Here is an 11,245-nt window from a genome sequence, read left to right on the forward strand (position 1 = left end):
CGGCGGCCCACGGATTCAAGCCGGAGTGCGGGCATGCCGAGCCACAGCGAGGCACCGAGTGGAGGGGCAAGAGCGTTTTGCTTACTTTTGCGCTCCACCAAAAGTGAGCCGCTGTAAGAGCGGAACCAATAGAGGCCATGACCGTAATAACGGATATGCCCCCACCCACCAATCAAACCGAAAACCGCGCCACCATCGTATTCAGATCCACCGCCAACCGCGAAAGCTCCTGACTCGCCGCACTCGTCTGATTCGCCCCCGTCGACGTCTGATGCGCCAAATCCCGAATATTCATCAAATTGCGATCCACCTCCCGCGCCACCGCCGCCTGCTGCTCTGACGCACTGGCAATCACCAGGTTACGCTCGTTGATCAAGGCAAATGCCGAAGCAATCTCCTCCAGCGCCGTACCCGCCGACTTGGCAATATCCAGGGTCGACCGCGCCCGCGTATTACTCTGCTGCATCGAACTGACCGCCTGATCCGTCCCCTGCTGAATCCCGCTGATCATCACCTCAATTTCCTGCGTCGACTGCTGCGTGCGATGCGCCAACGCCCGCACCTCATCCGCCACCACCGCAAACCCCCGCCCGGCATCCCCGGCCCGTGCGGCTTCGATCGCCGCATTCAGCGCCAGCAAGTTGGTCTGCTCGGCAATCGAACGAATCACGTCCAGCACTTTACTGATGCCATAAACCTTCTGCGCCAAGTCCTCAACCTGCGTCGCATTGGCGGTCACATCCGTGGCCAGCGCCTCAATCGACATCACCGTCTGATGCACCTGCTCACGCCCATGCTGGGCAATGCGGTCCGACTCGCGCGATGCCTGGGACGTGGCCACCGCGTTGCTCGCCACCTCCTCCACCGCCGCCGTCATCTGGTTGACCGCCGTGGCGGCTTGTTCGATCTCCTGGTTCTGCTGGTGCAGGCCACGGGTCGCGTCCTCCGTGACGCAACTGAGCTCTTCGGAGGCCGAGGCCAGTTGGTTCGACGACTCGGCAATTCGCCGGATCGTGTCACGCAGGTTCTCCTGCATGCCTTTGAGTGCCTGCTGCAGGCGCGCCGGCTCATCATTGCCCGACACGCTGATCTCACCGGTCAGGTCGCCACTGGCCACGCCTTGGGCGACTTTCAGCGACTGCGCGAGCGGCAGCACGATGCTGCGGGTCAACCACACCGCCAGCGCGATGGTGATCAGCGCCGTGACCACGATCATGCCGATCACCCAAGTGCGCGACTGCGTGAACACACTTTGCGCCAGGCTCGCGGCCAGGTTGGCGTTGGTTTTGTTCAGGTTGACCAGATCGTGCAGGGTGCCGGCCATCTCATCGGCGAGTTGATTCATCTCGCCATTGACGATTTTGATCGCATCCTCAAGCTGACCCGCCTTGGAAAACGCCATGACCTGCTCCTGGCGCTGCAGGTATTGCTGCTCCTGCGCCTTGAAGCGATCAAACAGCGTGCGCTCTTCAGGCAGGACGATCAGCCCTTCGTAGAGCGCCTGCGCAGAGTGCAGGCCATTTTTGAGGTCGGTGAGTTTCTGTTCATTCTGCGCCAGTGCCTGCGGGTCGCGATTGACCAGCAAGCGCAGGGTCAGGGCGCGCACCCGCAGCAGGTCCTGGCTCATCTCGCCCACCGCCATCACGCTGGGCAGCCAGTTGTTTTCCACCTGGTCCGACTGCTGGCGCATATTGGCCATTTGCAACAGGGCGAAGCCGCCCAGGGCGAACACCATCAACGCCAGCACACCAAAGCCCAAGCCGGCGCGCGGGGCGATATTCAAACTGCGGATACTCATTGCCTGGATTCCTTCCAAATGCGCTGCATCCACCTGCAGCAGGTCTCCTGAAAGGTATCGGCCCTTTACCGTGTTTGCGTAAGACGAAAAGGCAATATCAATGTGCCTGCTCATCGCGCGGCGGCTTTGGCAGGACGGCCAGGAAGTTATCCCGCGCGACTTTGTGCGCCACGTCCTCGGGCAGCGCATCGAGGAAAGGATCAAAACGGTGGATTTCCTTACCCAGTTTGTTGAAACGCCCTACCACGTCCGAGCCCAGCATAAAACGCTCAGGGAAGCGCTCCACCAGCTTTACCCACTCAGGCCGAGGCTTGCCTGCGTCATCCAGCAAGTAGGGCGTGAGCATGCTCCAGGACAGGTCTATGTACAGATTGGGGTAGGCCTCCAGCATCCGGGTCAGGGTGGGCAGCAAAAAGTCCATCTGCACCTGATGCCGATGGATCTCCTTGCTGGTGCCGGCATGGGCCCAGATAAAGCGGGTGTGCGGGTGATTGCGCAGTGGCTCTTCGACTTCCGCCAGGTACAGCGGGTTGCGCTCGCGCTTGGAGGTGATGTTGGAGTGCAACATCACCGGCAGGTCGTTTTCCGCCGCCAGGTGATAGATGCGCGTCATGGCTTCGTTGTTGGCGCGCGGGGTGTCACCGGCCGTCAGGGCAGTCAGGTCGTCATGACGGGTGAACACCTCGCCGATGCCCTGCCACAGCCCCGGGTTGAGGTCGAGCATGCGCTGGATATGGGCGGCGGAGTTCTTGTCGTTGGGGTTGAAGCCGGACAGAAACGGGTGAAAGTGCTGGCGCTGCTCGGCGGTGAGCTTATTGACGGCGGCGGCAACGATCACATCAGTGGCGCTGTACCAATAGGCATCGGCGTCGTCTCCGGCGTAATAACGTGGGCGCTTGGGTTCGTCTTCGTGCCATTTCTTGGCCACGGGAATGCCGGAAATCATCACATGCTCAATGCGCGCGTCGGCCATGGCCTTGAGCAGTTTGTCCATGCCCGCGGTTTCCTGAAAGAAATCCACGTAATGCAGGTGTGCATCGCTGTAGGCATAGTCGCGGGCCTGCACGGCAAGGCTTGCGGCGGCGAGCAACAGGGCGAGGCTCAGGCGGGTCCAGGGCACGGTACAACCTCTCGAAGACGGCGAATACGGGTAGACCGTGTGACGCAGTCTGGGGTTCAGCAGGTAAAAAACGCGGAACACCAGAGTGCCAGCATGCTCTATAACTGCATGACCTTCTTCCTGCCACTGTGTGAGGTGTGCCATGCCAGTTACCGTCAACACCCTGAACCACGACAACTTTCGCCACAGCGTGAATATCAATAACCACGAACTGTTTACAGACCTGCCCAAGAGCCTGGGCGGCGACGACTCGGCGCCCTCCCCCCATGACTATTTCGATGCCGCGCTGGCCTCGTGCAAGGCGCTGACCGTCAAGCTCTACGCCCAGAAGAAAGATATCCCGCTCACCGGTGTGACCGTGGAAGTCACCCACGACAGCACCGACGAGCAAAAGGGCAAATACAAGCTCAACGTCAAGCTGACCCTCAAGGGCGTGCTCACCGACGAACAGCGCGACGAACTGCACCGCGTGGCGGACCGTTGCCCGGTACACAAGTTGATGACCACTGCAGAAGTGAGCATCGAGACAAGATTGTCCGAAGGCGCTTTCAGCCAATAACGCCAACCTCCCGTCGGGCGGGTTATGCTCAAGCAGCCTCTAACCCGCTCAGACAGGGACGCACCATGCCCACGCTCACCGTGATCCGCCCTCGCCAGGAAGATGTCGAAGGCCAGCCGATCCTGCGCCCGCTGCCCTCGCGCGAATGCCGCAGCGTTGGGCCCTTTGTATTTTTCGACCACATGTTGCTCACGCGTTATGCGCCGGGCAGCGGCATGAATATCCGCCAGCACCCGCATATCGGGCTGTCGACCCTGACCTATCTTTTCGAGGGGGCGTTGCAGCACAAGGACAGTCTGGGCTCGGACCAGGTGGTCGCCGCCGGCGACGTGAGCTGGATGACCGCCGACAGTGCAATCGCTCACGTCGAGCGCACGCCGGAGGCACTCAGCGCCAGTGGTTTCAGCCTGCATGGCCTGCAAGTGTGGCTGGCCTCACCCAAGGATCACGAAACCGGGCCAGGGCACTACAGCCATCACCCTGCGGCGAGCCTGCCGGTCAGCGATAACCTGGGCGTGCAGATTCGCCTGATCGCAGGCAGTGGTTTTTGCTTGAAGTCGCCGGTGCCGGTGCTGTCGCCCACGCTGTATGCCGACGTGCGGATGCAGACGGCCACCACCTTGCTGATCCCGGATGAACATGAGGAACGCGCGGTGTATGTGCTGGAGGGCGAGGTGCAACTGGACGGCGAGGCGCTGGAGGTACACAGCCTGGTGGTGTTGCCGGCCGGGCAAAACATGGCGCTGTTTGCTGAAACCGATTGCCACGTGGTGGTGTTCGGCGGCGCGCCGCTGGATGGGCCGCGGCGGATCAACTGGAATTTTGTTGCGAGCGATCCGGCGATGATCGAACAGGCGCGGCAGCGTTGGGCGGCTGGGGAGTGGCCGACGGTGCCAGGTGAAACCGAAAGAATTGAGTTGCCGGTTAGATAGCCATCGCAGGCAAGCCAGCTCCCACATGCGACCGTGTCTATCCCGTAGGAATGCGGTCAACTGTGGGAGCGGGCTTGCTCGCGAAGGGGCCAGAACAGCCGCTAAAGATTTAGCCCTTGAACACTTCATCCAGCAAGTTATGCATCGACTGGAAGGCCCGCGCAGCGGTCTTCGCGTCGTACATCATCTTGCCCGGCACATTGGCGTGCGGGTCAGTGAAGGAATGCACCGCGCCGCCGTAGCTCAGCAACTGCCAATCCACACCGGCTGCGTTCATTTCATCTTCGAATGCCGGCAGTTGCTCTTTCGGCACCAATGGGTCGGAAGCGCCGTGCAGCACCAGCACGGAACCCTTGATGTTCTTCGCATCCGCCGGGTTTGGCGTGTCGAGGGTGCCGTGGAACGACACCGCAGCCTTCAGCGGCGCACCGGTACGCGCCAGCTCCAGGGAGCAGCAACCGCCGAAACAGAAACCAAAGGTGGCGAGTTTCGAGGTATCAACGGCCGCTTCAGTCTGGCCTTGCAGCTGCTCGAAGGCCGCTTGCATGCGCTTGTTCAACAATGGACGGTCGTTCTTCAACGGCATCATCGCCGCCCCGGCTTCATCGCCATTCGAGGGGCGCACGGTTTGCCCGTACAGGTCGGCGATCAGCACCACGTAGCCCTTGGCGGCAACGCTTTTGGCGATCTCTTCGGCGCCTGCACTCACACCCATCCAGTTCGGCGCCATCAACAAACCCGGCAGCGGGCCTGTGTGGCTGGCATCGAACGCCAGGCGGCTTTCATAGGACTGGCCATCAATCTGATAGACCACGGAACGCACAGTGACTTGGCTCATCATTTACTCCAGTTGAGATGCACTAGAACGAAAAAACCCGCCGAAGCGGGTTTTTCTACAACGCTGTTAAACCGACAGTTCAACCAACAGCTTGTTCAGTCGGCGCACGTAAGCGGCCGGGTCTTTGAGGCTGTCGCCAGCGGCCAGCGCCGCCTGGTCGAAGAGGATGTGCGACAAGTCGCCAAACCGCTCTTCGCTCTGCTCGCCATCGAGTTTTTCGATCAGCGGGTGAGCCGGGTTGAATTCGAAGATCGGCTTGGAATCCGGAACCTTCTGGCCGCTGGCTTCGAGGATCTGACGCATCTGCATGCCCAGGTCCTGCTCGCCAATGGCCAGGATCGCCGGGGAATCGGTCAGACGGTGGGAAACCCGTACTTCGCTGACTGCATCGCCCAACGCCGTCTTGATCCGCTCAACCAGGCCTTCTTTGGCCTTGGCGACCTCTTCGGCTTCTTTCTTCTCTTCTTCGGAATCCAGGTTACCCAGGTCCAGGTCACCACGGGCCACGTCGACGAACGACTTGCCGTCGAACTCGTTGAGGTAGCTCATCAGCCACTCATCGATGCGGTCGGTCAGCAGCAGCACTTCGATGCCTTTCTTGCGGAAGACTTCCAGGTGCGGGCTGTTCTTGACCTGAGCATAAGTTTCGCCGGTCAGGTAGTAGATCTTGTCCTGACCTTCCTTGGCGCGTGCCAGGTACTCGGCCAGGGAGACGTTCTGCTCGCCGTCGTCGCCATGGGTCGATGCGAAACGCAGCAGGCCGGCGATTTTTTCCTTGTTGGCAAAATCTTCCGCCGGGCCTTCTTTCATCACCTGGCCGAAGTTTTTCCAGAAGCCTTTGTATTGCTCAGGCTCGTTCTTCGCCAGCTTTTCCAGCATGTCGAGTACGCGCTTGGTCAGCGCCGACTTCATGGAATCAATGATCGGGTCTTTCTGCAGGATTTCCCGCGACACGTTCAGCGACAAATCGTTGGAATCGACCACGCCTTTGATGAAGCGCAGGTACAACGGCAGGAACGATTCCGCCTGGTCCATCACGAATACACGCTGCACGTAGAGCTTCAGGCCTTTCGGCGCTTCACGCTGGTACAGGTCGAACGGAGCACGGGCCGGTACGTAGAGCAACGAGCTGTATTCCAGCTTGCCTTCGACCTTGTTGTGGCTCCAGCTCAGCGGGTTCTCGTAGTCGTGACCGATGTGCTTGTAGAACTCCTGGTATTCCTCGTCCTTGATTTCGGTACGCGGACGGGTCCACAGGGCGCTGGCACGGTTGACGGTTTCCCACTCCAGAGCCGGCTGCTCTTCACCTTCAGCAGCGGCCTGTTCTTTCGGCAGCTCGATTGGCAAAGCGATGTGGTCGGAGTACTTCTTGATGATGTTGCGCAGGCGGTAACCGTCGGCGAACTCGTCTTCAGCAGCCTTCAGGTGCAACACGATGCGGGTGCCGCGGTCAGCCTTGTCGATCGTGGCGATTTCGAATTCGCCCTCACCTTTGGATGACCAGTGCACGCCTTCGCTGGCAGCGAGGCCGGCACGACGGCTGAACACTTCAACTTTGTCGGCGACGATAAAGGCCGAGTAGAAGCCCACACCGAACTGGCCGATCAGGTGCGAGTCTTTCTTCTGGTCGCCCGACAGGTTCTTCATGAAATCGGCGGTGCCGGATTTGGCGATGGTACCCAGGTGGGTAATCGCGTCTTCACGGCTCATGCCGATACCGTTGTCTTCGAGGGTGACGGTCTTGGCGTCTTTGTCGAAGCTCACGCGGATTTTCAGCTCGGCGCCACCTTCCAGCAACTCAGGCTTGGACAGGGCTTCGAAACGTAATTTGTCGACAGCGTCAGAGGCGTTCGAGATCAATTCGCGAAGGAAGATTTCCTTGTTGGAATACAGCGAATGGATCATGAGGTGCAGCAGTTGCTTCACCTCGGTCTGGAAGCCCAGGGTTTCCTTTTGAGTTTCCACACTCATGGTCATCAAACTCCAATTGGATGGCAGTGGCCGCGCCCTGAAGGGTTGGCGGCGGGTTGTCATCAAAGTTGGGGGCTAAGACCAGGATTTCAAGGGCGCGCCGTTTCCTCGATCTTGAAATGTGCTCGGGCGGTCGCAATCGGCTCGGCCGAGGTGGTTTGCCAGGCCGTGATCGCCACATTCGCGACGCGCCGGCCTTGGCGCCACACCTGGCATTTGGCGTAGGTGTCACGAAATTGGCCGGCGCGCAGGTAATCGAGGGAGAAATCGATGATTTTCGGGATGCCGGGCGCGCCGGTAAACACCAACAAATGCAGGGCCGCCGACAGTTCCATGAAGCCTGCAATCACGCCACCGTGGAGCGCCGGCAATATCGGGTTACCAATGTTGTCCTTGTTGGCCGGCAGGCGAAACAGCAGCTCATCGCCCAAACGCGTGCATTCAATGCCAATCAGCCTGGCGTACGGAACCAGCGCCAGCAGCGCCTCGTAGTCACCGCGCTCATGGGCCTGTTCGAGGCGGGTCTTGAATCGGTGCGTCATGCCTGCTCTCCCTTGATGGCGCTGCCCAGTCCTTGCGTGCCTTTAAGACGTTTACCCATGCGCATGAATGTGCCCACCACATGGGCGATCGGTTGTTGGGGGTCGTCCTGGTAAGCGAAGCCTCGCGTGAAGATCACGTCGGTCGTAACCCGGTAGCATTGGGCGAAGCCATACACCGGTTTATGCGGTTCGGCCGGGTGCATGTAGTCGACACGCAGGTCGAGGGTCGGGCACACCTCGAATTCCGGCAGCACACACAAGGTGGCCATGCCGCAGGCGGTATCCATCAGCGACGTCAACGCGCCGCCGTGGATCACGCCGGTTTGCGGGTCGCCGACGATGTGTTCGCCATACGGCAGGATCAGCGTCATACCGTCAGTGCTTGCCGCGTGAACGGCAATGCCCAATACCTGACAATGACGCAAGGCACACACAAAGCGCGTGGCACGCTCTAACAAAGGGTTTTGGGTCATGGATGCCAGACTCTTATTAGTGTGATTTCGGCGGATGGGGATTGCCGGGGAAAGTTCCTTTTCGAAAACCTTTATATATCTGGTGGATAAAAGGAACTAATGCTGGCGCCTCAAGCTCGAAAGGCCAGTAGATATCTTCATAAGGAGAAACACCCCATGCGCAAGACTTTAGCTATTTCCATGATGTTGGCCGCTGCCCTCGGTCTCGCTGCCTGCGATAAGAAATCCGAAGACAAAGCCCAAGATGCAGCCTCGCATTCCGAGCAAGCTCAGAAAGACATGGCGAAAGCACAGGATAAAGTGAACGACGCTGCGAAAGAAAACGCCGATGCTGCCAAAGCTCAGGCTGAATCGAACGAAGCCGCCGCAAAAGAAGCAGCCCCTGCTGCTCCAGCAGAACCAGCCAAGAACTAATCGCTGGTTGTTGCTGCAAAAAGAAAGCCCGCTTACATAGCGGGCTTTTCTTTGCCTGCTGTTTTATCAGGGCTGAAAAGTTTGACTAACCTCGGCCCCGATAATTAAGCCACCCCTTCTTTAGGCGTCTCCGGCACCGGCATGTCAGTCGGTGTATAAACCATGACCTGCAATACGTCGGAATGAAACTCCCGACGGTACAACACCAGCACCACCCCGGTGCTCATCAACATGAACAACCATGGGCTGACGAACCAGGCCAGCATCGTCATGCCGAAGTAATAAGCGCGCAGGCCGAAGTTGAACTGGTTGGCCGCCATCGAAATCACCCGGGCTGCGCGCAGCGCAAACGCCTTGCGCTCTTGCTCCGACACATGCCGCTCACCCACCATCGGCGCCGAACCCACCAGCACCGCCGCGAAGTTGTATTGGCGCATGCACCAGCTGAACGTGAAGAACGCGTAGACAAACACCAGGGCCAGGCACAGCAGCTTGATTTCCGACATGCCCTGGGACGCCTGCTGCACCATGGGAATGTCCGCCAGCAACGACACCGCCCGCTCGGACGCGCCCAGCACGGTGAGAATACCGGCGAGGATGATCAGGGTACTGGAGGCGAAGAACGAAGCGTTGCGCTCCAGGTTGCCGATCACGCTGGCGTCGGCGATACGGTTATCGCGCAACAGCATGCGGCGCATCCAGTCTTCGCGGTACAGGTGCAGCACGCTGGCCAGGCAGGCGGTGTCACGGGCTTTCCAGGTGGCGTATCGGGTGTAGCCGCCCCAGCAGAGGACGAACCAGAGCGCGGCAAGCAGGTGGATCTGATTGGTTTCGACGAACGACATGCGGTTCCTATTACACGAGAGGGTCTGGCGAGCGCGGTCCAACTGTGGGAGCTGGCTTGCCTGCGATAGCGGTGGATCAGACTAAGCAGCAGTGGCTGAACCGACGCCATCGCAGGCAAGCCAGCTCCCACGCTGACCGAGTTCCAACTGTAGAAGGTTGTTGCCTCACAGGCATAAAAAATGCCCCGGATCGATTGATACGGGGCATTTCAGTACAGCCTGAAGCAAGCGTGTTAAGCGATAACTTCGCTACGCTTGCCGAGCACGCGGTCAATCACTACGGCAACCACCAGAATCATCACCGACGGCACCAGCCACGCCAGGCCTTGCTCGCTCAGTGGCAGGTGGGCCAACTGCGCAGGCATCCAATCCGCCAGGCCAGCGCCCTTGAGCGCGTCGATGCAGCCAAAGATGAACGACACCAGCATCACCGGGCCAACGATGCGGCCCTGCTCCTGCCAGAAGTCTTTGCAGAAGCTCAGGGCCACCAGCACGATGCACGGCGGGTAGATCGCGGTGAGTACCGGGATCGAGAACGCAATCAGCTTGGTCAGGCCCAGGTTGGACACGAACAGCGAGAACAGCGCCAGGATCACCACCAGCGTCTTGTAGGACAGCGGCAGGACTTTGCTGAAGTACTCGGCGCAGGCGCAGGTCAGGCCTACGGCGGTGACCAGACACGCCAGGGAAATCAGCACGGCGAGGAAGCCGCTGCCCAGGGAGCCGAAGGTGTATTGCACGTAAGCATGCAGCACCGCGGCACCGTTGGCGGCACCCGCAGCCACCGCGTGGCTGCCCGAGCCCAAGCGGAACAGGCTGATGTACACCAGCGCCAGGCCCACGCCGGCAATCAGCCCGGCAATGATCGCGTAGCGGGTAATCAGCTTCGGCGACTCAACGCCACGGGAACGAATGGCGTTGACGATGACGATGCCGAATACGAGCGCGCCCAGGGTATCCATGGTCAGGTAGCCATTGATAAAGCCTTGGGAGAACGGTGCCGCCACGTATTCCGGTGTCGCAACGCCGACTTCACCGGCAGGCAAGGCAAACGCGGCGATGCCGAGGATGGCCAGGGCGATGATTTTCAGCGGCGCCAGAAAGCGGCCAACCGTATCCAGCAGGCGGCCCGGGTACAGGGAAACAAAAAACACCACCAGGAAGTACACCGAGCTGTACAGGAACAGCGCCAGCGGGCTCTCGCCGGTCAGCGGGGCCAGGCCCACTTCAAACGAAACGGTCGCGGTGCGCGGGGTGGCGAACAGCGGCCCTACCGCCAGGTACGCCGCCGCCGCGAGCAGTCCGCCGGCGATCTTGCCGATCGGGCTGCTCAACGCGTCCATGCCGCCACCGACTTTGGCCAGGGCGATCACGGTGACTACCGGCAGACCCACTGCAGTGATCAGGAAGCCCAGCGCCGCCATCCAGACGTGAGGCCCGGACTGCAAACCAACGATAGGCGGGAAGATGATGTTGCCGGCGCCCACGAACAGGGCAAAAGTCATAAAGCCTAACGCCAGGATGTCCTGGCTTTTCAACACTTTCATTTGAGGAAATACCACACTACTGAATCGGAATTTAGAGAGGGCTTCCCTGTGGATGAGGGAAATACTGCCGGTCCTGATGGAGACCGACCGGTCTGGCGCGGGGCTTCCTTTTGGGATGCGCACGCATAAAGAGGCGGCTAGGGTACAGAATTAGGCTGACAAACGCACTGTTGCGGGGCGAACTGTCCGATAAGCGACATCTGAAT

General features: G+C 60.0%; 11 protein-coding genes and 1 pseudogene. 3 read left to right on the top strand and 9 right to left on the bottom strand.

Annotation, left to right across the window (positions count from 1 at the left end; all coding sequences use genetic code 11):
- Positions 1–172: 172 nt before the first annotated feature.
- From WBB95_RS04570 to WBB95_RS04580, 3 genes and pseudogenes are all read right to left on the bottom strand, one after another.
- On the bottom strand, positions 173–1,036 hold the full coding sequence (locus tag WBB95_RS04570) for a methyl-accepting chemotaxis protein (protein ID WP_424486518.1): 864 nt from the start codon (positions 1,034–1,036) through the stop codon (positions 173–175).
- Positions 1,028–1,987, bottom strand: a pseudogene (locus tag WBB95_RS04575) (MCP four helix bundle domain-containing protein); the annotation flags it as partial. The gene WBB95_RS04570 and the pseudogene WBB95_RS04575, both read right to left, overlap by 9 nt.
- Positions 1,896–2,918 (bottom strand): amidohydrolase family protein, encoded by a 1,023-nt coding sequence (locus WBB95_RS04580; RefSeq protein WP_424486508.1) that lies wholly within the window; start codon positions 2,916–2,918, stop codon positions 1,896–1,898. The pseudogene WBB95_RS04575 and the gene WBB95_RS04580, both read right to left, overlap by 92 nt.
- Before the next feature lie 142 nt (positions 2,919–3,060).
- Between WBB95_RS04580 and WBB95_RS04585 the strand changes: the two genes are divergently transcribed.
- Both WBB95_RS04585 and WBB95_RS04590 read left to right on the top strand, forming a co-directional pair.
- Positions 3,061–3,477 carry an OsmC family protein gene (locus tag WBB95_RS04585; RefSeq protein ID WP_424486509.1) on the top strand — a complete coding sequence of 139 codons (417 nt, stop codon included), beginning with the start codon at positions 3,061–3,063 and terminating at the stop codon, positions 3,475–3,477.
- A 65-nt stretch (positions 3,478–3,542) separates the two neighbouring features.
- Complete coding sequence (locus tag WBB95_RS04590) at positions 3,543–4,409, top strand: pirin family protein (protein ID WP_424486510.1); 867 nt, start codon at positions 3,543–3,545, stop codon at positions 4,407–4,409.
- Between the two features lie 109 nt (positions 4,410–4,518).
- Here the strand turns inward: WBB95_RS04590 and WBB95_RS04595 are convergent, their stop codons facing one another.
- The 4 genes from WBB95_RS04595 to WBB95_RS04610 all read right to left on the bottom strand — a co-directional run bounded on the left by WBB95_RS04595 (position 4,519) and on the right by WBB95_RS04610 (position 8,233).
- Positions 4,519–5,247, bottom strand: coding sequence for a dienelactone hydrolase family protein (locus tag WBB95_RS04595; protein ID WP_424486511.1), 729 nt, complete (start codon positions 5,245–5,247; stop codon positions 4,519–4,521).
- 66 nt (positions 5,248–5,313) lie between these two features.
- Positions 5,314–7,218, bottom strand: a complete 1,905-nt coding sequence (htpG, locus tag WBB95_RS04600) for a molecular chaperone HtpG (protein ID WP_424486512.1) — start codon at positions 7,216–7,218, stop codon at positions 5,314–5,316.
- Positions 7,219–7,307: 89 nt separating this feature from the next.
- Positions 7,308–7,760: a PaaI family thioesterase gene (locus tag WBB95_RS04605; protein ID WP_424486513.1), complete on the bottom strand. Its 453-nt coding sequence runs from the start codon at positions 7,758–7,760 to the stop codon at positions 7,308–7,310.
- A complete protein-coding gene (locus WBB95_RS04610) occupies positions 7,757–8,233 on the bottom strand; it encodes a PaaI family thioesterase (protein WP_424486514.1) in 477 nt (158 codons plus the stop codon). The genes WBB95_RS04605 and WBB95_RS04610 overlap by 4 nt, the downstream gene beginning before the upstream one ends.
- 156 nt (positions 8,234–8,389) lie before the next feature.
- Here WBB95_RS04610 and WBB95_RS04615 point away from each other — a divergent pair, with 156 nt between their 5' ends.
- Positions 8,390–8,647, top strand: coding sequence for a hypothetical protein (locus WBB95_RS04615; RefSeq protein WP_424486515.1), 258 nt, complete (start codon positions 8,390–8,392; stop codon positions 8,645–8,647).
- Positions 8,648–8,751: 104 nt separating this feature from the next.
- Here WBB95_RS04615 and WBB95_RS04620 read toward each other — a convergent pair whose 3' ends face one another.
- Both WBB95_RS04620 and brnQ read right to left on the bottom strand, forming a co-directional pair.
- Positions 8,752–9,492, bottom strand: coding sequence for a DUF599 domain-containing protein (locus WBB95_RS04620; protein WP_424486516.1), 741 nt, complete (start codon positions 9,490–9,492; stop codon positions 8,752–8,754).
- 233 nt (positions 9,493–9,725) lie between these two features.
- Positions 9,726–11,039: a branched-chain amino acid transport system II carrier protein gene (gene brnQ / locus WBB95_RS04625; RefSeq protein WP_424486517.1), complete on the bottom strand. Its 1,314-nt coding sequence runs from the start codon at positions 11,037–11,039 to the stop codon at positions 9,726–9,728.
- Between the last annotated feature and the right edge of the window lie 206 nt (positions 11,040–11,245).

The sequence above is a fragment of the Pseudomonas sp. genome (assembly GCF_049645325.1).
Taxonomy (GTDB): domain Bacteria; phylum Pseudomonadota; class Gammaproteobacteria; order Pseudomonadales; family Pseudomonadaceae; genus Aquipseudomonas.

Bases quoted from the DNA above. Each gene is read 5' to 3' on its own strand.
- WBB95_RS04570 (WP_424486518.1), bottom strand. From the start codon at position 1,036: ATGCAGGAGAACCTGCGTGACACGATCCGGCGAATTGCCGAGTCGTCG.
- WBB95_RS04585 (WP_424486509.1), top strand. From the start codon at position 3,061: ATGCCAGTTACCGTCAACACCCTGAACCACGACAACTTTCGCCACAGC.
- WBB95_RS04590 (WP_424486510.1), top strand. From the start codon at position 3,543: ATGCCCACGCTCACCGTGATCCGCCCTCGCCAGGAAGATGTCGAAGGC.
- WBB95_RS04595 (WP_424486511.1), bottom strand. From the start codon at position 5,247: ATGAGCCAAGTCACTGTGCGTTCCGTGGTCTATCAGATTGATGGCCAG.
- htpG (WP_424486512.1), bottom strand. From the start codon at position 7,218: ATGAGTGTGGAAACTCAAAAGGAAACCCTGGGCTTCCAGACCGAGGTG.
- WBB95_RS04605 (WP_424486513.1), bottom strand. From the start codon at position 7,760: ATGACGCACCGATTCAAGACCCGCCTCGAACAGGCCCATGAGCGCGGT.
- WBB95_RS04610 (WP_424486514.1), bottom strand. From the start codon at position 8,233: ATGACCCAAAACCCTTTGTTAGAGCGTGCCACGCGCTTTGTGTGTGCC.
- WBB95_RS04615 (WP_424486515.1), top strand. From the start codon at position 8,390: ATGCGCAAGACTTTAGCTATTTCCATGATGTTGGCCGCTGCCCTCGGT.
- WBB95_RS04620 (WP_424486516.1), bottom strand. From the start codon at position 9,492: ATGTCGTTCGTCGAAACCAATCAGATCCACCTGCTTGCCGCGCTCTGG.
- brnQ (WP_424486517.1), bottom strand. From the start codon at position 11,039: ATGAAAGTGTTGAAAAGCCAGGACATCCTGGCGTTAGGCTTTATGACT.